Annotated in this window: 24 protein-coding genes; 20 read left to right on the top strand and 4 right to left on the bottom strand. The window is 44.7% G+C overall.

The genetic code is table 11. The features are described 5' to 3' along the window. Positions 1-72: 72 nt before the first annotated feature. Entirely contained in the window at positions 73-996 is a 924-nt protein-coding gene (locus EV212_RS01205) for a S8 family peptidase (protein ID WP_132087628.1), read from the bottom strand. Between the two features lie 132 nt (positions 997-1128). Between EV212_RS01205 and EV212_RS01200 the strand changes: the two genes are divergently transcribed. The 3 genes from EV212_RS01200 (at position 1129) to EV212_RS01190 (ending at position 4628) form a co-directional block, all read left to right on the top strand. Further along, positions 1129-2337: an NADP-dependent isocitrate dehydrogenase gene (locus EV212_RS01200; RefSeq protein ID WP_132087625.1), complete on the top strand. Its 1209-nt coding sequence runs from the start codon at positions 1129-1131 to the stop codon at positions 2335-2337. Positions 2338-2562: 225 nt separating this feature from the next. After that, on the top strand, positions 2563-3957 hold the full coding sequence (locus EV212_RS01195; protein ID WP_132087622.1) for a beta/alpha barrel domain-containing protein: 1395 nt from the start codon (positions 2563-2565) through the stop codon (positions 3955-3957). Positions 3958-3968: 11 nt separating this feature from the next. Further along, positions 3969-4628 carry a GntR family transcriptional regulator gene (locus EV212_RS01190; RefSeq protein ID WP_132087619.1) on the top strand — a complete coding sequence of 220 codons (660 nt, stop codon included), beginning with the start codon at positions 3969-3971 and terminating at the stop codon, positions 4626-4628. Between the two features lie 61 nt (positions 4629-4689). On the opposite strand, the gene abc-f is transcribed toward EV212_RS01190, so the two are convergent. Then, positions 4690-6636 carry a ribosomal protection-like ABC-F family protein gene (abc-f, locus tag EV212_RS01185; RefSeq protein WP_132087616.1) on the bottom strand — a complete coding sequence of 649 codons (1947 nt, stop codon included), beginning with the start codon at positions 6634-6636 and terminating at the stop codon, positions 4690-4692. A 195-nt stretch (positions 6637-6831) separates the two neighbouring features. Here abc-f and EV212_RS01180 point away from each other — a divergent pair, with 195 nt between their 5' ends. The 11 genes from EV212_RS01180 to xerD all read left to right on the top strand — a co-directional run bounded on the left by EV212_RS01180 (position 6832) and on the right by xerD (position 15768). Beyond that, the gene (locus EV212_RS01180) at positions 6832-7485 is read left to right on the top strand and encodes a redox-sensing transcriptional repressor Rex (protein WP_132087613.1); all 654 of its coding nucleotides are present in this window, start codon (positions 6832-6834) and stop codon (positions 7483-7485) included. A gap of 10 nt (positions 7486-7495) precedes the next feature. Beyond that, on the top strand, positions 7496-7858 hold the full coding sequence (gene acpS / locus EV212_RS01175; RefSeq protein ID WP_132087610.1) for a holo-ACP synthase: 363 nt from the start codon (positions 7496-7498) through the stop codon (positions 7856-7858). A 2-nt stretch (positions 7859-7860) separates the two neighbouring features. After that, positions 7861-9354 (top strand): NAD(P)H-hydrate dehydratase, encoded by a 1494-nt coding sequence (locus EV212_RS01170; RefSeq protein ID WP_132087607.1) that lies wholly within the window; start codon positions 7861-7863, stop codon positions 9352-9354. Between the two features lie 26 nt (positions 9355-9380). Beyond that, on the top strand, positions 9381-10559 hold the full coding sequence (alr, locus tag EV212_RS01165; protein WP_306812187.1) for an alanine racemase: 1179 nt from the start codon (positions 9381-9383) through the stop codon (positions 10557-10559). Positions 10560-10654: 95 nt separating this feature from the next. After that, the gene (locus tag EV212_RS01160) at positions 10655-10996 is read left to right on the top strand and encodes a type II toxin-antitoxin system PemK/MazF family toxin (protein ID WP_132087604.1); all 342 of its coding nucleotides are present in this window, start codon (positions 10655-10657) and stop codon (positions 10994-10996) included. Positions 10997-11027: 31 nt separating this feature from the next. Continuing rightward, a complete protein-coding gene (locus tag EV212_RS01155) occupies positions 11028-11885 on the top strand; it encodes a hemolysin family protein (RefSeq protein ID WP_132087601.1) in 858 nt (285 codons plus the stop codon). 57 nt (positions 11886-11942) lie between these two features. Further along, the gene (locus EV212_RS01150) at positions 11943-12671 is read left to right on the top strand and encodes a YebC/PmpR family DNA-binding transcriptional regulator (protein WP_132087598.1); all 729 of its coding nucleotides are present in this window, start codon (positions 11943-11945) and stop codon (positions 12669-12671) included. 83 nt (positions 12672-12754) lie between these two features. After that, positions 12755-13549 carry a pyrroline-5-carboxylate reductase gene (gene proC / locus EV212_RS01145; RefSeq protein WP_132087595.1) on the top strand — a complete coding sequence of 265 codons (795 nt, stop codon included), beginning with the start codon at positions 12755-12757 and terminating at the stop codon, positions 13547-13549. Positions 13550-13565: 16 nt separating this feature from the next. Then, positions 13566-14102 (top strand): NUDIX hydrolase, encoded by a 537-nt coding sequence (locus EV212_RS01140; protein ID WP_132087592.1) that lies wholly within the window; start codon positions 13566-13568, stop codon positions 14100-14102. Positions 14103-14224: 122 nt separating this feature from the next. Then, positions 14225-14722 carry a hypothetical protein gene (locus EV212_RS01135; protein ID WP_132087589.1) on the top strand — a complete coding sequence of 166 codons (498 nt, stop codon included), beginning with the start codon at positions 14225-14227 and terminating at the stop codon, positions 14720-14722. A 161-nt stretch (positions 14723-14883) separates the two neighbouring features. Beyond that, entirely contained in the window at positions 14884-15768 is an 885-nt protein-coding gene (xerD, locus tag EV212_RS01130) for a site-specific tyrosine recombinase XerD (RefSeq protein WP_132087586.1), read from the top strand. Between the two features lie 67 nt (positions 15769-15835). On the opposite strand, the gene EV212_RS01125 is transcribed toward xerD, so the two are convergent. Continuing rightward, positions 15836-16870, bottom strand: coding sequence for a 3-deoxy-7-phosphoheptulonate synthase (locus EV212_RS01125; protein WP_132087583.1), 1035 nt, complete (start codon positions 16868-16870; stop codon positions 15836-15838). Between the two features lie 110 nt (positions 16871-16980). Between EV212_RS01125 and EV212_RS01120 the strand changes: the two genes are divergently transcribed. From EV212_RS01120 to scpB, 3 genes are read left to right on the top strand one after another with little or no spacing between them, the layout of a single operon-like run. Next, a complete protein-coding gene (locus EV212_RS01120) occupies positions 16981-17628 on the top strand; it encodes a hypothetical protein (RefSeq protein WP_132087580.1) in 648 nt (215 codons plus the stop codon). An 8-nt stretch (positions 17629-17636) separates the two neighbouring features. Then, complete coding sequence (locus EV212_RS01115; protein WP_132087577.1) at positions 17637-18419, top strand: segregation and condensation protein A; 783 nt, start codon at positions 17637-17639, stop codon at positions 18417-18419. A 3-nt stretch (positions 18420-18422) separates the two neighbouring features. Continuing rightward, positions 18423-18998 (top strand): SMC-Scp complex subunit ScpB, encoded by a 576-nt coding sequence (gene scpB / locus EV212_RS01110; RefSeq protein ID WP_132087573.1) that lies wholly within the window; start codon positions 18423-18425, stop codon positions 18996-18998. A gap of 56 nt (positions 18999-19054) precedes the next feature. Here scpB and EV212_RS01105 read toward each other — a convergent pair whose 3' ends face one another. Further along, entirely contained in the window at positions 19055-19849 is a 795-nt protein-coding gene (locus EV212_RS01105) for an HAD family hydrolase (protein ID WP_132087570.1), read from the bottom strand. A 164-nt stretch (positions 19850-20013) separates the two neighbouring features. Here EV212_RS01105 and EV212_RS01100 point away from each other — a divergent pair, with 164 nt between their 5' ends. From EV212_RS01100 to EV212_RS01090, 3 genes are all read left to right on the top strand, one after another. After that, positions 20014-21174 carry a D-alanyl-D-alanine carboxypeptidase family protein gene (locus tag EV212_RS01100; RefSeq protein WP_132087567.1) on the top strand — a complete coding sequence of 387 codons (1161 nt, stop codon included), beginning with the start codon at positions 20014-20016 and terminating at the stop codon, positions 21172-21174. Positions 21175-21241: 67 nt separating this feature from the next. Beyond that, on the top strand, positions 21242-22699 hold the full coding sequence (locus EV212_RS01095) for an acyl-CoA carboxylase subunit beta (protein ID WP_132087564.1): 1458 nt from the start codon (positions 21242-21244) through the stop codon (positions 22697-22699). Positions 22700-22713: 14 nt separating this feature from the next. After that, entirely contained in the window at positions 22714-23133 is a 420-nt protein-coding gene (locus EV212_RS01090; protein ID WP_132087561.1) for an OadG family protein, read from the top strand. Positions 23134-23150 lie beyond the last annotated feature (17 nt).

Below are 23150 nucleotides of genomic sequence, written 5' to 3'. Positions count from 1 at the left end.
TTACGAATGGGTAGGGAAACTCTCTTTTACTGTCTGTACATCCCGAAATGTTATCTCCAGGAAAATGTGGGGTTACTTATCAGGAGCCGAGAGCAGCCGTTCAATATTCAGCAGACCGTAGCCCTGCTGATTACGGGGCAGATGCAGATCTGTTGCCGTAGACTGAAAGTAATATTTTACTTGTTCGTTGGTCATATCCGGATATTTGCTCAGAAAAAGAGCAGCGGCACCGGAGACGATGGGAGTCGCCATAGAGGTACCGCTTCTGGCTGTGTAACCTGAAGTTTTGCCGTAATAAGGCGGGCTGCAGGAGATGATATTTGAGCCGGGGGCTACAATGTCCGGTTTGGGGATCATACGTCGGGTCGGTCCGCGGCCGGAGTAATTGTGAATACGGCTGCCTCCGAGAATGACTGTCTTATCATCATCGGAGGAACCCACAGTAATGACTTTGCGACTGATGCCGGGAGAGGTCACAGACATACGTTTCGGCCCGTTATTTCCTGCGGCGACGACAACAACGATGCCATTATCCCAGGCGGCGTTGACACTTTGAACAAGAATGGATTTTTCTTCGTCGACTTCACTGTTTTCTGAGCCGACAGAGATATTTAAAATACGGATATTATAAAGCTGACGATTATCGATGACCCATCGGATTGCGTCTAAGATATGGGAAATGGAACCATTTCCGGAAGAATCTAAAACTTTTCCGACGATCAGATGGGCTTCAGGCGCTACTCCGCGGTATCGTCCTTCCGAATGTCTTCCATTTCCAGCGATAATACCGCAGACATGGGTTCCGTGACCATTATCATCATAACACTCCGGACGATGGTGAACAAAATCTTTGAAAGCAGCTATTCTATTTGAAGGAAGAATAAAATCTTCGTGGGGATAAATCCCGGTATCCAGGACGGCGACACCTATGGATTTTCCTGTATAGGGCAGGAGCAGCGGATTGTCAGCGTGAATGACCTTTCGTGATTGGTACATAGAATCGCCTGTTTTTTTATATAATATATGTATTTTAAATAGAAAAATTGAATGTCTCTAAAAATATTCTTGCATAATCCATAAACTTATTATATTATGAGGTTTAGAAATTCAAGTCGGGAGGAAGCACATATGGACAAAATTAAGATGACGACACCATTGGTTGAGATGGATGGCGACGAAATGACTCGTATTCTCTGGAAAATGATCAAAGATGAATTACTGGAGCCATTTATTGAATTGAATACGGAATATTATGATTTGGGACTGGAATATCGGAATGAAACCGATGACCAGGTCACAATAGATTCAGCAGAGGCTACGAAAAAATACGGCGTTGCTGTAAAATGTGCGACGATCACTCCGAATGCGGCTCGTATGAGCGAATATAATCTGAAGGAGATGTGGAAAAGCCCAAATGGTACGATTCGTGCGATTTTGGACGGAACCGTTTTCCGTGCGCCGATTATCGTAAAAGGTATTGAGCCGAATGTAAAAACATGGACAAAGCCGATCACTCTGGCAAGACATGCCTATGGTGATGTGTATAAAGGTACTGAAATGAAAATTCCGGGAGCAGGTAAAGTCGAGCTGGTATATACAGCCGATGACGGCACAGAGACCCGGGAACTGGTGCATGAGTTTGATGGACCGGGTATTGTCCAGGGCGTACATAATGTTGAAAAATCCATCCGGAGTTTTGCTCATAGTTGTTTCAAATATGCACTGGACACAAAACAGGATTTATGGTTTGCAACAAAAGATACGATTTCTAAAAAGTATGACCATACATTTAAAGATATTTTCCAGGAAATCTATGACGCTGATTATGCAGAAGCTTTTGAGGCGGCTGGACTGGAATATTTCTATACTCTGATCGATGATGCGGTGGCCCGTGTCATGAAGTCAGAGGGCGGTTATATTTGGGCTTGCAAAAATTATGATGGTGATGTTATGAGCGATATGGTTTCTTCTGCTTTTGGCTCTCTGGCAATGATGACATCTGTTCTCGTTTCCCCGGAAGGCTATTATGAATATGAAGCGGCTCATGGCACTGTTCAGCGTCATTATTATAAGTATCTGGCCGGTGAAGAGACATCCACTAACTCTGTGGCAACCATTTTTGCATGGACCGGAGCCCTCAGAAAACGGGGTGAACTGGATGGCAATCAGGCATTGATGGATTTTTCTGATAAATTGGAAGCTGCAACCGTTCAGACTATTGAGTCCGGTAAGATGACGAAAGATTTAGTACTTTTGACCACACTTGAAAACGTAACAGAACTGACCAGTGAAGGATTTATTAAGGCGATTCGTGAAAATCTTGAAGCCATGCTTTAATTTACACGAAGCAACGAGCCAAACTCGCAAAGTGTGTTTCGTCTCGTTCGGGCCGAGTTTACTGACTATAAAACCCTCTTTGTTTTAATCAATGATGATTATGGCAAGGAGGGTTTTGTACGTTGAAGTATTGACATAAGCTGTATAATTGTATACAATTATACATAAACGTTTGCATGTTAAATAATTAAAGTGATTGTATAAAATAGAACAGGAGTGTTGGACATGGATAATCGAAACGTGGTCATGAATCCTCATGACAATCTGCTGACCCTGGAGGAACATTTTTATGCACTTCAGGATGTGAAGGAGCCGAATGTTTTCCGAAATCTTTTCCCATACGAAGAAGTACCAAAGATTGTATTTAATCATCGAGTTGTACCTCCGAACATGCCGGAAGAAATCTGGATCACAGATACAACTTTCAGGGACGGTCAACAGTCCCGGGCACCCTATTCCACAGAACAGATCGTGACATTATTTGATTATATGCACCGCTTGAGCGGTCCGAAGGGCATTATCCGTCAGAGTGAATTTTTCCTTTACAGTGAAAAGGACCGGAATGCGGTTTATAAATGTATGGAACGGGGATATGAGTTCCCTGAGATCACATCCTGGATACGGGCAAATAAAAAGGATTTTGAACTTGTACGGGAGATGGGGATTAAGGAGACGGGCATTCTGGTCAGCTGTTCCGATTATCATATTTTTTATAAAATGAAGATGACCCGTAAACAGGCCATGGAGCATTATCTGAGTGTTGTCCGGGAATGCCTGGAAACCGGTGTGCGTCCGAGATGTCACCTGGAAGATATTACCCGTTCGGATATTTATGGCTTTGTCATCCCATTTTGTCTGGAACTTCAGAAATTGGGTGAAAGCTACGGTATACCGATTAAGATTCGAGCCTGTGATACGATGGGATATGGTGTAAACTTTACTGGTGCGGCCATTCCACGGTCCGTTCCGGGAATTATTTATGGTCTGAATGTTCACGCCGGAGTACCTTCCAATATGATTGAATGGCATGGACATAATGATTTTTATAAGGCGGTCGTCAATTCCTCCACGGCCTGGCTGTATGGGGCCAGCGCAGTCAACTGTTCCCTTTTTGGTATCGGAGAACGTACCGGGAATACGCCGTTGGAAGCTATGGTCTTTGAGTATGCTCAGCTTCGTGGAACATTGGACGGTATGGATACGACCGTGATTACGGAGATGGCGGAGTATTATGAAAAAGAGATCGGATACAAACTGCCGTCGAGAACACCATTTGTAGGAAAGAATTTTAATGTGACCCGTGCCGGTATTCATGCAGATGGTCTTCTTAAAAATGAAGAAATTTACAATATTTTTGATACAGAAAAATTCCTGAATCGTCCGGTTATGGTGGCAGTTTCCAACACCTCCGGTCTGGCCGGTATTGCTCACTGGATTAATACCTATTTCCGTCTGAAAGGGGATAAATGTGTGACGAAATCTGATCCATTGATTCATTATGTGAAAGAATGGGTAGACAAGGAATATGAGAGTGGACGTGTGACGTCGCTGACAGATGAGGAACTTTTAAAGGTGATCGACGAAGGCTGTAAGGCCTGTAATTATACCATCGGGGCTTAGGAGGCCGCATTATGTTAAGAAATGAATATTCGCTGACAGAAAAGGTTTATCAGAATCTTCGTTCCGATATTCTTTCGGGAACATTCAGAGACCGGGAAGAGCTGAGGGAAGCTGCGTTGGCGAAAGCCTATGGTGTCAGCCGGACACCGGTACGTGAAGCTATTTGTCAGCTGGCGCTGGAAGGCCTTGTGGATACGATTCCAAACCGGGGAGCTTATGTTCACAGTATTCACGGAAAAGATGTGAAGGATGTTTATGCCATCCGTTCTCTGCTGGAGGGGCTGGCAGCCCGTTGGGCAGTGGAAAACATTACAGATGAGCAGATCGAAGCCATGGAAGAAGTGCTTTATATGTCCGAATATTATCGGAAAAAAGAATTGTGGGAGCAGGTCTATATCTGTGATAATAAGTTTCACGATCTGATGTACGCCGCTTCGGGAAGCCATCTTCTGGAGCATATGCTCCGGACATTTCATGAGTATGTTCAGCAGGTCCGGAAATCTGCTTTACAGGATGAAAAACGGGCAAAAAGCTCTTTTGAGGAGCATGCGGCCATATTGGAGGCTATAAAAAGCCGGAAGGCGGATGCAGCTGCTGATCTGGCAAAACAACATATTGATAATGCGGTGGAAAGCTGGAAATCCAACGATGCCATTCATGCCGTAGAATAGTATGCCCGGATGGGTATACAAAAGGCCGGAAGCTGTAAAACTTCCGGCCTTTAACAAATTATTAATCAACTAATGATTCCCATTCTTCCATGCGGGCAAGCAATTCTTCGTCCAGAGTTTCATGTTCCTGATTGATTTCCATCAGTTTTTCTACATCGGTGGCAATCTCTTCACGGACGAGCAGTTCATCCAATTTGTTGATGCGGTTTTCAATTTCCTCAATACGATTTTCAATCCGTTTAATCTGATTTTGGCGTTTTCGTTCTTTTGCCTGTTCTTCTTTCTGACGCAGATAATCGTCTTTTCCGGCGGCTTTCGTCGGAAGGCTGTCCGCGCCGGTTTCACCCGGGCGGGAATCCTGAGCCGGGACAGTCTTGAAACCACCGGAGGAATCGATGGAAGGATGCTCTTTCTTCTCAAGATAGTCGTCGTAATTTCCTGTATAGCTGTTCAGCCCGCCGCCGGTGAGGTCGAGAATCCGTGTGGCCGTCTGATTGATAAAATAACGGTCATGGGAGACATAGAGAACAGTTCCGGTATAATTTTGAAGGGCTTCTTCAAGAATTTCCCGGGACTGGATGTCCAGATGGTTGGTCGGCTCGTCCAGAATGAGAAAATTCGCATGAGAGAGCATAAGCTTGGCCAGCGAAACCCGGCCCCGTTCACCGCCGCTGAGTTCTCTGATTTGTTTGAAAACATCATCTCCGGTAAACAAAAAAGCGGCAAGGACGTTTCGAATCCGCGTATTGCTTAAAGACGGATAGTCGTCGGAAATTTCTTCGAAGATGTTTTTTTCGTCATGGAGGACCTGATGTTCCTGGTCATAGTAGCCGATATGTACTTTTGCCCCGAGACGCAGCTCGCAGGTGTCGGCCGGCAGGAGACCGTTGATGATTTTTAAAATGGTTGTTTTTCCGGCGCCGTTGTCACCGATCAGGGCAACCCGTTCCCCCCGTTTGATGTCCATGGAAATATCCTGGAACAGATATTCGTGGTCAAAGCTTTTGGTCAGATGTTCGATAAAGAGAACATCATTGCCGCTTGTTGTATCCGGTTTCAAAAGAATGCGCATACCGTCATTCTCTTCAAAAGGTTTGTCGACAAGTTCCATCTTATCCAGCATTTTTTCCCGGCTTTCCGCCCGTTTGATGGATTTTTCCCGATTGAAGGAGCGGAGCTTTTGGATGACGGCTTCCTGATGGGCGATTTCTGCCTGCTGGTTTAACCAGGCTTTTCGCTGGATATCCCGAAGCTGTGCTTTTTTTGCCGCATAGTCGGTGTAATTTCCTTTAAAAACCAGACCTTCATGGTGGTCAATTTCGATAATCTTTGTTACAACTTTATCAAGAAAATAACGGTCGTGGGCAACAATGATGACGGCTCCCTTGTAATTCATGAGAAAAGTTTCCAGCCATGCAGTGGAATTCATATCCAGATGGTTGGTCGGTTCGTCAAGTAAAAGAATGTCCGGTTTGGCCAGCAGAAGCCGTCCAAGAGCCACACGGGTTTTCTGGCCTCCCGAGAGAAGATGGACTTCTTTATTAAAATCCTCTTCAGTAAAGCCGAGTCCCTTCAATACGCCGACGACCTCACTGCGGTAGGCATAGCCGTTTTGGTCTTCAAAGGACTGACGCAGACGGGCATAGCTTTTAAGCAGGCTGTCCAACTCTGTTTCTTTTGCGTCTTTCATTGCCAGTTCAATCTCAGCCATTCGCTGTTCCAGGGCGATGATATCCTTTTTTACATCAAGGAGTTCCTCATAAATTGTTCGATGGGAATCTCTGGAATGATGTTGAGCCAGATAGCCAAGGGTTTTTCCTTTTGCGAGAATCACATCGCCTGAGTCCGGAGAAAGCTCATCCACGATAATTTTCATCAGTGTGGATTTTCCGGCGCCATTGATACCGACAATGGCGGCTTTTTCATAATCTTCAATATGAAATGATATATCATTCAGTATCACGTCAGTCCCAAAGGCTTTGGAAATGTGGTGACATGCAAGTATCATATAAATTTACATTCCTTTCCGGGTATAATGTCGAAATCTATTTTAGCACAGGAGAAAAATTGTGTAAACAGGGGAAAAATTAATAAAGAAAATTTGACAATTTAATAACGGTTCGATATAATAAATGAATAGTAGACTGTGATTATTATTTAACGATAAGTTACAGCAAAACGATATGGGATAGGGTGTTAGATTATGAAACAAAGGGAAATTTCAGCAGCTGTCATCCGCCGGCTGCCACGGTATTACCGATACTTGGGAGAATTACTGCAAAACGATGTTGTGCGTATTTCTTCCAAAGAACTTAGTAATCGGATGCGGGTGACTGCCTCTCAGATACGGCAGGATTTAAATAACTTCGGAGGTTTTGGACAACAGGGATATGGTTATAATGTCGAATACCTTCATAGTGAGATTGGCAAGATTCTTGGATTGGATGTTCAGCATAATATGATCATCATCGGTGCCGGTAATCTGGGTCAGGCTCTGGCAAATTACAATTTTGAAAAAGTAGGTTTTAATCTGATCGGTATTTTTGATACCAATCCTCGTCTGAAAGGAGTTTCCGTACGGGGAATAGAGATATATATGATGGATATGCTGGATGAGTTCGTGGCCACCCATCAGGTGGATGTGGTGACTCTGACTGTGCCTAAACGTCAGGCTGTGGAGATTGGCCATCATCTGGAAGAAATTGGCATAAGGGCCATCTGGAATTTTGCACCGACGGATCTGAATGTCTCGGAAGATGTCTGTGTAAAGAATGTACATTTAAATGAGAGTTTGATGACACTTTCCTACGAATACAGAGCCATGCATACTCAGGATGAAGAGAGCGGCCGGGATTGAGTTAGTAACTATGATTATAGGAATCGGAACCGATTTAATTGAGATTGAACGCGTCAAAAAAGCCTGTGCGAAAGAGGCTTTTTTGTTGCGTTCATTTACTTTAAACGAGAGAAAATGTATTTCCGGCCGCTTTGAGCGGGCGGCCGGAAATTTTGCCGTAAAAGAAGCTGTTTCTAAAGCAATGGGAACAGGATTTCGAGGCATGTCTTTAAATGAAATTGAGGTGCTCCGCGATTCACTTGGAAAGCCCTATGTGAATCTTTATGGCCGGGCTGCTGAAAGGGCAGAGACGATGGGCATCCGACGATGGCATATATCTATTACAAACACGAAAACATTGGCCGCTGCTTATGTGATCGGCGAAGGAGTGTGAGAATGAAAGCAGTAGTTACCGGAAATGAAATGAAAGCAATTGATACGTATACGATTCAGGAAATGGGTATCCCATCCCTGGTTCTGATGGAACGTGCGGCGTTGTCCATGGTCTGCCGGATGAAAGAGAGAATTGACCGGGCGGACCGGATTTTATGTATCTGCGGAGCGGGAAATAACGGCGGTGATGGCGTGGCGGTAGCACGGATTCTGTTCGGACAGGGATATTCTGCCGCCATTTATATGGCCGGGAATCCGGAAAAATGGACGGAAGAAACAAAAAAACAAATTCAGATAGCAAGAAATGTGGGGGTACCTGAATATAATGAATTAGACCTCACGCATATCAGGGTTCTGGTGGATGGCCTTTTTGGTATTGGTTTGTCGAAAACTGTCCGTGAGCCTTATCATACGTTGATTGAAAAGGTGAATCAATGGCGGGGGAGACGGAAAGAACGTCAGGTCTGGGCGGTGGATGTCCCATCGGGACTGTCTTCAGATACGGGACAACCTCTCGGCTGTGTTTTGAAGGCGGACTATACGGTGACCTTCGGATATATGAAGCGGGGGATAATTCTCTATCCGGGACGGGAACTGGCCGGAAAATGTTTTGTAGAAAATATTGGTTTTCCGGGAAAATCACTGCAAGTTCATCCGTCGGCCGGTTTTACCTGTCATGTACAGGATTTTGAACAACTGCCAAAGAGAAAAAATGATTCCAATAAAGGAACTTATGGTAAAATATTAGTAATCGCAGGGAGTAAGAATATGAGCGGCGCCGCCTATTTTGCCGGGCGTTCAGCTTTTGTTGTCGGAGCCGGACTGGTGCGTATTCTTACACCGGAAGCGAACCGGGTCATTTTGCAAAGTCAGCTTCCACAGGCGATGATTTCTGTCTGGGAAGAGACGGACAGGGATTCATTGGCAAATATGCTGGCCTGGGCGGATACGCTGGTGATCGGACCGGGTATCGGAACGAGTGAGATCATGGCACAGCGTCTGAAATCGGTTTTCGCAGGGAGTCAGTGTCCGATTGTTCTGGATGCGGATGGCCTGAATCTTTTAGCAGAACATGAAGAATGGTATTCTCTGTTGAACGGGCGGACCATTTTAACACCGCATATGGGTGAAATGTCACGGCTGACAGGATGTTCTATTGATGAATTGAAAGCAGACAGAGGGAAAGCTGCTTTGAAACTTGCCCGGGAACGTCAGATCATCTGTGTATTGAAGGACAGTTCCACTGTTGTTTCGGATGGAAAGCATCTGTATTTTAATCAGACAGGGAATCATGGAATGGCCACCGGAGGCTCAGGAGATGTACTTGCCGGAGTCATCGGCGGGTTGTCAGGTGCAGGAGAAGGGCTTTTTAAAGCTGCTTACATGGGTGTTTTCCTTCATGGAAGTGCGGGAGATGCGGCGGCGGCCCGTTTTGGATTCCGGGGAATGACCAGTGTGGAGATCATTGAGGGCCTTATTGAAATCCTCAAAAACTGAATTGAAGAACCGAGGTTGAAATTAAATTGAACAAGAGTGAAATGGGCAGTATTTACCGGATATATGCCGGGATAGATTTGGATGCTTTAAAATATAATGTGGAAGGGATTAAGCGGTGTAAGGCGGAATCAGCGATGCTGATGGGTGTCATTAAGGCCAATGCCTATGGCCATGGTGCAAAGGTCTTTGCCCATGAGTTGGATCGTATGGGATTTGACTGGTTCGCTGTTGCCACAGTGGATGAAGGTATTGAACTGCGCCGCGATGGTATTGAGCAGCCGATACTGGTACTTGGATATACTTGCGAAGCACAGTATCCGGATATGGTGCAGTGGGAGATCACACCGACGATTTACAGCCTTGATATGGCAAAGGCTTTTGATGCGGCGGCGGCAAAGGCGGGTAAGGTTGCCAATATACATATAAAAATCGATACGGGGATGAGCCGTATCGGTTTCCTTCCGGGGGAAGAAAGTCTGGATGAGATTGAAAAAATTCATGAACTCAGGCATCTTCGGATTCAGGGAATGTTTACGCATTTTGCCTGTGCGGATATGAGGGATAAGACCCATGTGGGACATCAGATTGAAAAGTTTCATCAGATGATTGACGGCGTTCGGCAGCGAGAAATCCCTGTGGAGATTTTTCACTGTTCCAACAGTGCCTCGATCATGGAGCTGCCGTCGGAACATATGAATCTGGTCCGGGCCGGAATTATTTTGTACGGGCTTTATCCATCCAATGAGATGGAAGAAAAGAGATTGCCGCTGAAACCGGTCATGTCACTTTACAGTCATATAGTGCATGTAAAGGAAGTGCCGGAAGGGGTCACTGTCGGATATGGAGCAACCTATGTAACGGGACGTCCGACGCGGATCGCTACCGTTCCAGTAGGCTATGCGGATGGTTATCCGAGGAGTCTTTCCAACAGAGCGTCTGTGTTGCTCCATGGCCGCAGGGTGCCGATCATCGGCAGGGTGTGCATGGATCAGTTCATGGTGGATGTGACGGACATGCCGCAGGTTTCTGTGGGAGATGTGGTGACATTGATCGGACAGGACGGCGAAGAAATCCTGTCTGTTGAAGAAATTTCGGAAATGGCCGGATCGTTTAATTATGAGTTCGTCTGTGATGTGTCCAGACGGGTACCGAGAGTATATATTAAAAATGGGAAGCCGGTGAGCGTCGTCAATTATTTGTGTTAGACGGCGAATCGGGCAGGAACCTGGAGCCCCTGATGAATATACTTAAGATAAATGGGAATAATTCATCTTAGAGATTTATCAGGAGTGTGAAATGTGTGGTTATTAAGCGCGGAGATATATTTTATGCCGATTTAAGACCGGTTGTCGGTTCGGAGCAGGGCGGCGTACGTCCGGTATTGATCATTCAGAATGATACCGGAAATAAGCACAGTCCGACCGTCATCTGTGCGGCGATTACTTCACGAATGAATAAGGCAAAACTTCCAACCCATGTGGAGCTGGATGCGTCCAGGTACCAGCTGGTGAAGGATTCGGTCGTTCTGCTGGAGCAGGTACGGACCATAGATAAAAAACGTTTAAAAGAAAAGGTCTGCCATTTGGATGTGGAGATTTTGAAAAAAGTCGATAAGGCGCTGAGTATAAGTCTGGAATTATAGATTAGTGTACAGCAAAGGAGAAGATGAAGGTATGGATGAGGGAAATCCCTGGAGAAAAACTTTTGGAAAATGGTTCAGAAGTGATTCGGATGATGAAAAACAGGAAGAGAAGATGGAAGAGGAAATCATACAGATGGTCAGCGAGGGGCATGAGCAGGGGGCAATCGATGCTCAGGAAGCTAAAATGATCAGCAATATTATGGAATTTGATGATAAGGTAGCCTCAGAAGTCATGACACACCGCAGAAATATTTCGGCATTTGATGTGTGTATGCAGTTACGGGATATTGCGGTCAGTATGGCGGATGACCGGTATTCGAGATATCCGGTCTATGAAAATGATGTGGATAACATTGTAGGTATTTTACATATCAAAGATGTTTTGAAATCTCTGCTGGCTTGTCCGGAGGGAAAGCCGGTACGGGAAATAATGCGTCAGCCCTATTATGTTCCTGAAACACAGAATATCAGTCACCTGTTCCGTGAAATGAAAAACAAATCGGTTCATCTGGCGGTTGTCATTGATGAGTATGGCCAGACGGCAGGAGTGATTTCCATGGAAGATATTTTGGAGGAAATTGTCGGAAATATTCTGGACGAATACGATGTGGATGAACATTTTATCCAGGAGATGGACGACCATACATATTTAATAAAAGGTCTGACAGAGCTTTCGGATGTGGAGGAAGCGCTGCATATTGAATTTGATGATGATTTCGAAACACTGAATGGTTTTCTTATATCCCGGTTGGAACATATCCCTTCAGAGGATGAGAAAGTCAGCGTATCTTACAGGGGATACCATTTTGAGGTAATGGGTGTGGCCGACAACACGATACAACTCGTAAAAGTAACACCATTACCAAACAAGACCTTGCAAGAATCCTAAATGGATGATAGAATATTAAAGTTAGAAATGAATTAATCAAAGATAAGGAGTGTTATTATGTCAGGACATTCAAAGTTCGCCAACATAAAACATAAAAAAGAAAAGAACGATGCCGCGAAGGGCAAGATTTTTACAATTATCGGACGTGAAATTGCTGTAGCTGTTAAAGAAGGCGGTGCAGATCCTGCAAACAACAGCCGTCTTCGTGATGTTATTGCAAAAGCAAAAGCGAATAATATGCCAAATGATACCATTGAGCGTGGAATTAAACGTGCAGCTGGTGATGATGGCGCCGTAAACTATGAGAATGTTACATACGAAGGTTATGGACCAGGCGGTATTGCTATTATTGTTGAGACATTAACGGATAACCGGAACCGTACGGCTTCCAATGTCCGTAACGCCTTTACAAAAGGCGGCGGTTCTGTTGGCACGATGGGATGCGTTTCCTTTATGTTTGATAAAAAAGGTTTAATTATCGTAGATAAAGAAGAGTGTGACATGGATGCGGACGATCTGATGATGATCGCTCTGGATGCAGGTGCGGAAGATTTTGCCGATGAAGAGGACAGCTTTGAGATTACAACAGCGCCGGAGGATTTCAGCACCGTGCGTGAGAATCTCGAAAAAGAAGGCATTCCGATGGCTTCTGCAGAAGTGACCATGATTCCGCAGACATGGGGAACTTTATCCAGTGAAGAGGATATAAAAAAGATGAATCGTATTTTAGACATGCTGGATGATGATGATGATGTACAGAACGTATATCATAACTGGGATGAATAATCTGAAAATCGGTTATGGACAGGGCAAAAGGGCATTTGAAATTTTCAAGTGTCCTTTTATGTTATTTTACAGGGAGGACAGATATGAAGACGTTAGGTTTTATAGGAATGGGTAATATGGGGCAGGCCATGATGAAAGGCTGTTTGAATGTATTTAAGCCGGAGGAACTTGTATTTACGGCTCTTTTGGAGAAAGACTGTCAGGCTGTCAGCGAAAAAACAGGCGTAAGCTATGTGATGGACGTTGTCTCCTGTGCAAAAAATGTAAAGTATCTGGTGCTGGCAATTAAGCCCCAGGTATATCCGGAGATTCTGAAAGCGTTGACAGGAAAAATCCGGGAGGAACAGATCGTTATATCCATCGCACCGAGCTATTCCATTGCTCAGGTAAAGAAAGGACTTGGTGATAATGTCCGGGTCGTGCGGGCAATGCCGAATACACCGGCGATGGTGGGTGAAGGCATGAGCGGCGTCTGCTTCTCAGAGGACGTTTACAGTGACGAAGAGCGGCAGATGATACAGAACTTCTTTTCATCTTTTGGAAAGATGGAGGTTGTTCCTGAAAATTTGATTAATGCGGTGACCGTGGCCAGCGGAAGTTCCCCTGCCTTTGTTTATATGTTTATTGAAGCATTGGCAGACAGTGCAGTAAAATATGGTATGCCGAGGGATAAAGCCTATACTTTTGCGGCTCAGTCGGTGCTTGGTTCGGCAAAAATGGTACTTGAGACAGGAGAGCATCCGGGTAAATTAAAGGATAATGTCTGCTCGCCGGGGGGAACGACCATTGAAGGTGTTGCCGTGCTTGAAGCCAGAGGATTGCGGAGCGCAGTGATCGAAGCGGCATCGGCGGTATTTGATAAATGTCAGCGGATGTAGAAAGGTGGAAAATTTTATGGAAGAATGTAAACGGATTCGCAGAGAACTGATGCATCGCGGTGTTATCGTGGATTTTTATAAGGATACAATGCGGATGCCAAATGGTCATGAGGTGGATTGGGATTTGATTTCTCATAAGGGAGCAGCGGCTGTGGTGGCCGTAAGCGATGATGGAAAGCTTTTTATGGTCCGTCAGTACCGGAATCCATTGGAACGAGTGACGCTGGAGCTGCCGGCCGGCGCATTAAATTTCAGAGAAGAACCGCCGGAAGACTGTGCCCGTCGGGAGTTGGAGGAAGAAACCGGTCATGTGGCCGGAAAGATGGAGCATCTGGTCGATATTTTTACAACTGTAGCTTTTTGTGATGAGAAGATTTCTATTTATGTGGCAACTGATTTAAAACCTACCAAACAGCATTTGGATGAAGATGAGTTCCTGGATGTATATACTTACCCAATAGAAGAATTAATTCAGATGATATACGATGGAAAGATTCAGGACAGTAAGACAATCTGCGGTCTCATGACGTATTATCAAAAGTATTGCAAATGATCTTTTCAGGCATATCTCTCCCGACCGGTTCATATAATCAATAAAAGAACAGGTCGGGAGATGATTTTATTTTCAGAGACAGATATAGAGCGAGACTATGGGCACTGATCATTTTATGTGGAGTGGTTCTGGGAACCTTGCTTTTGAATGTGACCATGGAATTCTGGGGGACAGCCCTGACAGAGCAGGTGGAACAATATCATCGGCTTTTACAGGGGCAGATGGAGCCTTCTTTGGGCGTGTTTATCAGAATCTGTTTTTACCGACTTGGTATTGCTCTGATTCTAATGGCCTGTATTCGTCTGACAGGCAATTATTATATTCTCTATCCGTCCGTTTTTCTGATGAGTGTTTCCTTTGGCTATACACTGTCGCTGCTCAGTTTTCGATATGGGCTTCGGGGAATTGTGTGCATGCTGGCCTACTTATGTCCACAATATTTCATTTATATTCCGTTGATGATCCTGATTTTGAAAGAAGTTTCATCCCAAATGGACAGGGCTTTTCCGGCCAGTTTGAGGCGCTCAGTGGTGATTTTCAGCATAATAATCCTTGGTTGTGGTTTGGAAAGCTATATAAACCCTGTGATTTTAAAAATTGTTTTAAAAAATTTTTTCTGACAAAAAACAAGATATTGGGCAGATACTATGTAAACAAACCGTATATTGTATTTTGTTACAAAAATGAGAATTTGCGTAATATTTTCGTAAAAAATGTATTTGATTTTCTGAACAATTATGATTATAATTAGGTTAGTTATAATACAAATGAGGGTGGCGGTATGTACGAGATGATAGATGAATTTGTGACCTATCTGACAGAGGTTAAAAAGTCTTCGATGAATACGGTCGTTTCTTATCGACGTGATTTGGTAAAATTTAATAAATTTATGGAGACTCAGGGGGTTACAGATATACTGAAAGTCAATCCGACGAATTTGAATTCCTATATAATTTATATGGAGAAGGAAAAATTCGCCACATCGACGATTTCCCGGAATGTTGCCACGCTGAAAGCTTATTTCGGATACCTTTGCCGCGCAGGCTATATTGGAATTGATCCGACACTTCAGTTAAAGGCACCGAAGATTGAAAAGAAGATGCCGGAGATATTGACGCCAAAAGAGGTGGACCTGCTTTTGAGTCAGCCGTCTATGAAGACAAACAAAGGCATCCGGGATCGGGCTATGTTGGAGCTGCTCTATGCCACAGGCATTCGTGTCAGTGAACTGATTTCTCTGAAGTTGTCAGATGTGAATCTTGGTGCGTCTTATATCCACTGTCAGGACGTGAACCGGGAACGCATCGTTCCTTTTGGAAATATGGCAAAAAATGTTTTGAAGGTTTATATACGTGAAGCACGGCCGGCCATGGTTGACAGTGAGGAAGAAAAGATACTTTTTACAAACTGCAACGGGACGCCGATGAGCCGCCAGGGCTTCTGGAAATTACTGAAGAAGTATGCTAAAAATGCAGGCATACAGACAGATATTACACCGCACACACTGCGCCATTCTTTCGCTGCCCATCTGGTGGCAAACGGTGCGGATCTGCGTTCGGTTCAGGAGATGCTGGGACATTCGGATATATCGACAACTCAGATTTATGCCCGGATGAATAACCGACGGATCAAAGAGGTTTATTCGAAAGCTCATCCAAGGGCTTAAAAGTTTATTCAGGAATTTAAAAAGCGGAACCAATGGATTTGGATTGGTTCCGCTTGAGTTATTTATATCAGCATCTTTCGGCAATTTCATATAAAAGATTTTCAGAATCTTCCCATCCGAGACATGGGTCGGTAATAGACTGGCCGTAAACGTGAGGCTGGCACCCGATTTTCTGATTGCCTTCGACCAGATAGCTTTCGATCATGACACCCTTTACAAGATTTCGAATGTCGTTGGAAAGAGATCGGCTGTGCAGCACTTCTTTGACGATACGAATCTGCTCTTTAAACTGCTTGTCCGAATTGGCATGATTAGCGTCCACAATAGCCGCCGGGAATTTCAGACTCCGCTCACCGTACATGTCAAGAAGTTTCATCAGATCTTCATAATGGTAATTCGGGCGGGAACGTCCATATTTGTTTGTTGAGCCTCGGAGAATTGTGTGGGCATATGGGTTGCCTTCCGTATTCACATCCCAACCGCGATAAATAAAGTTGTGGGCAGCCTGGGCGGCCACGACAGAATTTAACATAACGGAGAAATCTCCGCTGGTAGGATTTTTCATACCGGCCGGTACGTCGAAACCGCTGGTGACAAGACGATGTTGTTGATCTTCAACAGAACGGGCACCAATAGCGACATAGGACAGAATATCTGCCAGATACCAGTAGTTTTCCGGGTAAAGCATCTCATCGGCGATCGGCATACCATAAGTCTCCAGTGCATGCATGTGCAGCTTACGGATAGCGATGATACCCTGGAGAAGATCCGGCGCTTTTTCCGGGTCCGGCTGATGGAGCATACCTTTATAGCCTTCGCCGGTGGTCCGTGGTTTATTCGTATAAATGCGCGGAACGATGATCACCTTATCTTTAATTTTCTCCTGAACTTTTACTAAGCGTTCAATATATTCGCAGACCGATGCTTCATTATCTGCGGAGCATGGTCCGATAATGGCCAGAAATTTGTCAGATTTTCCGGTGATGACATCAATAATCTGCTGATCCAGTTCCTTTTTTTGGGCCGCGAGGGCAGAACTTACCGGATATAGCTCTTTGATTTCTTTTGGAACAGGTAATTTTTTCTTGAATTTAAAACTCATTGTATGTCTCCTTATATGGTAAGAATTTCTTTGATATTTTATTATAATACAATGATTTTTGATTGTCAAAATAAAAGCTTGCATTATAAATAGAAAATATGTACAATAAAATGAGTTTAAATAATGAGGAAATGAGTTATATGGAATATATTATTGAAATCGGAGCCATTCTTTTTGCATCGTCATTGGCGATGGTTCTGCATGAGCTGCCAAAATCTGTCGTTTATGTATTGACGGGGCGTCATTGCCAGGCGGAAGACAGATACCGGATTTTTAAATTACATCAATATGTGGACCCAGTGGGCTGGATCCTTTTTCTTATATGTCATGCAGGCTGCAGCCGCCCTTATCCGTATCGGCTGAAAGAGAAGGATACAAATGTGGCCATTGGTCTTACCGGCTTTTTATCTCTGGGAGTCATGCTTATGGCGGGTTATGCCTTTTATCATCTGGTGCTTCCCCACATTCCCATAGCTTTGGGGTTGAATCCCCGGGGTGAGGTGATGGTGTTTCTTGTTCAGACAAGCTGGTATTTTGTCTATGCTGTTTTTGTGCTCCTGATCGTTAATCTGTTTCCTATGATTTCATCGGATATTTTTCTTCTTATTATTGCCATATCCCCGTCGAAACTGATTCCGTTAATGAAAAATGATACGCTGATTAAAGGTTTATTGATTATTTGTATTGTTCTCGGAGTTATTTCATCTCTGGCCGTTCAGGGAATGAGCAGCCTGGAGCAGTTTTTGGGGTTCGCATAGGAGGTATTATGGCGCTTGCGGTAAAGCTTCAGGTGTTTGAAGGTCCTTTAGATTTGTTGCTGCACCTGATTGATATAAATAAGATTGATATATATGACATTCCCATTTCATTGATCACGGACCAATATCTGGAATATATCCGGCAGATGCAGGCTCAGGATATGGAGATAATGAGTGAGTTTCTTGTTATGGCAGCCACCCTTCTTCGCATCAAGTCAAAAATGCTGCTTCCGTCAGAATCGGAGGAAGAGGAGATGGCCGAAGACCCAAGAGAAGAACTGGTGGAACGTCTTTTAGAGCATAAAATGTACAAATATATGGCGATGGAACTGAAAGACCGCCAGGTGGATGCATCGAAAGCAATGTTTAAGGGAACCACCCTGCCGGAGGATATGGTCTATGAAGAACCGCCAGTGGATCTGGATGCGTTGGTAGGAAACATGGATTTTCAAAAACTCCATCAGATTTTCCTGGACGTACTGAAACGTCAGGAGGATAAGATGGATCCGATACGGAGCCGTTATGGGCGTATCGAACAGGAGGAGGTCAGTCTGTCCGACCGGATAGACTATATTCTGGCTTACGGAAAAAAATGTTCCAGATTCAGTTTTCGGGAGCTTTTGTCGAAGGGACAGAGCAAAAATTATGTCATCGTTTCTTTTCTGGCTGTTTTGGAATTAATGAAGGGCGGTGTGATTCGAATTTCCCAGGATGAGCTTTTTGGAGACATTGAGATAGAAATGACCGGTCAGGGAACTGTGCCGGAGGAAATAAGTTTTGAAGGAGCGTAATTTATGGAAATAAAAGCCATGGAGGCAGCTGTGGAAGCTCTGCTTTTTGCAATGGGTGAGGCGATACCGGTAGCAGATATTGCCCAGGTGCTGGAAATTGATGTGGAAGATGCGCGCAGTCTGATACGGAATATGATGACACGTTATGATGAAGATGACCGGGGCGTGCAGATCATCGAGCTGGAGGATGCCTTTCAGATGTGTACGAAACCATCGATGTATGATTATCTGATCAGGATGACTCATCGGCCGAAAAAACATACATTGACGGATGTGGCTCTGGAAACACTTTCGATTATTGCTTATAAGCAGCCGGTCACACGTGCTGAAATTGAAAAAATCCGGGGAGTAAATTCGGATCATGCGATCAATCGGCTTGTAGAATATAATCTGGTCTGTGAGGCCGGCCGGTTGGATGCACCAGGGAAACCCATTCTATTTGGAACAACGGAAGAATTTTTGCGTACCTTTGGTGTGCGCTCACCGGAAGATTTACCCGTACCGGACCCGGAAAAAGTTGAAGAATTTAAAATGGAAGCTGAAGAAGAGATTGAATTGGGAATTGAAGAGGATTCCTGATAGGTATATTAAAACCTGGCAGATGTGTAAAATCATTCTGCCAGGTTTTTTAATACTCAATTATTGGGAAAGAAGCTGTTCAAAACTTTCAGTACTCCGTTATTTTCTGCAGAATCACAGGTAAAACGGGCCGCATTTTTGACCGTACAGCCGGCATTTGCCATGGCATGGCTATAATAGGCTTGTTTCAGCATTTCGATGTCATTGGCCTGGTCGCCAAAGGCGATGGTTTCCTGGATAGTAATGCCGAGACGTTCCTGAAGGCGAGCGAGAGCGTTTCCCTTATTTGCATCCATAGGAATAAAGTCAATCCAATGAGTGCCGGAGATAGAGCATTTACAGATTTCATTCCATTTTTTTAACAATTCTCCGTTAAAATTTAAAACATTTTCAGGATGATAAAGGGAAAATTTGATGATGTCATTGCCAAAACCCTCCGCAGATGTACATTGGGTCATCTGATATCCGTAATCTTCAGTGAGTATCCGGGTGAATTCCGGGTCAGGACAGGCTGTATAAGCGGCGTCAATTGATTCAGCTATATACGGGAAATCACCCAATGCTTTAAAATCCCGGAATAATTTCTGACAGACTTCCTTCGGCAGCCCAGAGACTGCAAGGCATTCATGACAGGTGCCGGTATAGGCGCCATTGCTGGTAATATAGAAAATGTCCTCTTTGACCGGGGCAAACATTTTTTCAATACTGCATTTGTGGCGGCCGCTGGCAACGGCAAAGTAGATACCCTGGGATTTCAGACGACGAATCAATGTAAAAATTTCGGGATTTAAATCGTTGGTTCCTTCCGGGACGAGGGTGCCGTCCACATCAGATACAATTAATTTAATCATGATAGACTCCTTTCGGCAGTACCGGTATATTCATTTGGCATTTTCAGCCGTATTTAAGGATTATAAACGAAGATAAAGGAATACGTCAAGGACAAGCATAAAACTTTTGAACGGGAAATAAATTGAAATGAAATGAGCATTGGGGTGATGAGGTGGAACGTTTTATGAAAATCTGTCTGACCCTTGTTTTGTCTTGTGTTGTTGTTTTGGCAGGAACGTTGTGGGTTCATGGACAGGAAAATGAAGATGATGGGGAAGCTTTGACGGGACTTTACGCACGGGCTGCAGTATTGGCCGACGGGGAGACCGGAAGGATTTTATGGGGAAAAAATGAAGATGAGCCGATGGCAATGGCCAGTACAACGAAGATTATGACTTGTCTGATTGCTTTGGAAAACGGGAATTTATCAGATACAGTCGAAATATCAGATTATGCGGCAAGTATGCCGGATGTACAACTGGATGCAATTGCCGGAGATCACTTTCGTCTGGAAGATCTTCTTTATGCTCTGATGCTTGAATCGGATAATGATGCGGCCGTAGCGATCGCGGAGCATGTGGGAGGCAGTGTGGAAGGTTTTGCAGAAATGATGAATGCACGGGCTGATGAACTTGGATGCAGTCACACCCGTTTTGTCACACCAAATGGACTGGATGCGGAAGGACATTGCACGACGGCGGCCGAATTGGCTAAAATTGCATCAGAGGCTATAAAAAATGAGACATTTGTAAAGATTATTAATACGGCCTCACATAGTTTTCCAAATCTGGAAGGAAACAGGCAATACCAGGTGAATAATAAAGATTCTTTTTTACAAATGATGGATGGAGCTTTTGGTATTAAGACCGGATTTACCGCAGATGCGGGCTATTGTTTTGTCGGGGCACTGAACCGGGACGGGCGTCTGTATATTTCTGTGGTGCTTGGCAGCGGTTGGCCGCCGAATAAGAGCTATAAATGGAAAGACACGGTGAATCTTATGAACTATGGGATAGACAATTATGAAAAACGGGCGATAGGAAGTGATGGACTGGATGCAGGTATATTGACGGTCTCCGGCGGCTGTCGGGAGGAAGTGGCACTCCGGGCCGACTGTCATAAAATGGAGATGTTGATGGGAACAGAAGAGAAGGGGGAGGTCTGTGTTGTAAAGGATTTGTCAAAAGAAGCGCCGATTGCCGCCGGCACACAGGTCGGATGGGTGTATTATAAAATTAATGGAAAGATTGTGGAATCTTTTCCGATCTGTACGATGGAGGAGGTTGATAAAAAGAGTTATGGTTTTTGTCTGGAAGAGATGTTTCGACGCTGGCTGACCTTTTAACTTGCAATTCGAGGAGAACTATCATATAATAATTAAATTAAATAATGGATGTAATGGAGGGAAACAGATGAGTACAGGGACACAACTGTCTGCCAGAGACCGGATTAAGGGATTGCTTGATGAATGCAGTTTTGTAGAGATTGGTTCAATGGTCCATGCAAGAAATACGGATTTTAATATGGCAGAACAGGAAACACCAGCCGATGGCGTTTTAACCGGGTATGGGACGATTGATGGAAAACTGGCTTATGTCTATAGCCAGGATGCCAGTGTTATGGGCGGTTCGGTTGGTGAGATGCACGCCAAGAAAATCGTGCGTATGTATGATATGGCCTTAAAGATGGGCGCTCCGGTCATTGGATTGATCGATTGCGCCGGGATGCGGCTTCAGGAAGCGACAGATGCCTTAAATGCTTTTGGAGAGGTTTATTATAAGCAGACCATGGCTTCGGGAATTGTTCCTCAGATCACGGGTGTATTCGGAACCTGCGGCGGAGGAATGGCGCTTGTGCCGGCTCTGGCGGATTTCACTTTTGCTGTGACGGGGAAGGGGGAAATTTTTGTAAATTCTCCGGATGCCTTAGATGGAAATCGTGTCGAAATATGCAATACGGCTTCCAGTGATTTTCACAGCAGAGTCATGGGCGATATCGACGGGGCTTGTGAGACGGATTTGGAAGTCCTCGGAAAGATTCGTCAGCTTGTGTCCATTCTGCCGTCAAATAATAAAGAAGATGCCTTTTGTATGAGTGATATTTCCGATGATCTGAATCGGGAAAATCCTGCTCTGGGAATGTCAAAGGATACAGCGTATATTCTTCAGGATATATCGGATAATGGTACATTTTTTGAAGTAAAGGCAGAATACGCCAGAGAGATGGTAACAGCCTTTATCACTCTGAACGGCAACACGGTAGGCGCTGTGGCAAACCGGGAGGAGATTCTTGGCGAAGACGGTGGCGTCTCCGAACATTTTGAACCAGTACTGACCGTTGGCGGAGCAAAAAAAGCAGAAAGTTTTATTCGTTTTTGTGATGCCTTTTCCATTCCGGTGCTGACCCTTGTCAATGTGGCCGGGTTTAAGGCCTCAAAGGCAGAGGAAATGGGAATGGCGGCGGCATCGGCAAAATTGACTTACGCCTATGCCAGTGCGACAATACCGAAGATTTCTGTGATTATCGGTAAGGCTTATGGAAGTGCTTATCTGTGTATGGGAAGCCGCCATATCGGTGCAGATCTGATGTATGCCTGGCCGGATGCTAAAATTGGAATGATGGCGGCAGAGTCGGCAGTAAAGATCATATATTCAGAAGACATCCGGAAGGCCGAAGATCAAAAAGCCTTTATTCGGGAAAAGACAGGGGACTATGATGAATTGCAGAACAGTCCGGAGAGTGCGGCTTCAAGAGGTTATGTGGACGCGGTCATTCTTCCGGCGGCGACAAGAAAACGGTTGATTGCAGCCTTTGACATGCTGGCGACAAAAAGGGAGCCGGTCATGGATAAAAAACATGGAACCGTTTAGATGAGGTGACGGGTATGATGAAAAAGATAACATTGCTCCTGTTTACTCTGGTGACAGTATTCGGCTGTACAGCCTGCGGACAGGCGCGGAGTGAAAACATGGGAGAAATCATGAAGAAAGCCGGACTGAATACTGTCATGGGTATGGGAACGGTCTTTCTTGTATTGATTCTTATTTCGATTATTATTTATCTGTTGGGCTTTATTGGAAAAGCACAGAAAAAAAGACCGGCTGAAACCGTTGGGGTTTCGGTAACACCAGCAGAGCCGCAGGTCATGGAAACACCGGCAGAACCGGAGGATTTGACCGATGACTTTGAATTGGTGGCGGTCATTGCGGCGGCGATAGCGGCCTCGGAGGGCGTTCCGGCCGATCAGCTGGTTGTACGGTCGATTCGACGGAAAGCATCACCGAATCGATGGAAAAATGTATAGTGGGAGGATTTAAAACA

Origin of the sequence: Frisingicoccus caecimuris (genome assembly GCF_004340975.1) — a bacterium.
Classification (GTDB): Bacteria; Bacillota; Clostridia; order Lachnospirales; family Lachnospiraceae; genus Frisingicoccus; species Frisingicoccus caecimuris.
The sequence above is the reverse complement of the archived record's forward strand: the minus strand, read 5'-3'. Positions and strand labels throughout refer to the sequence as shown.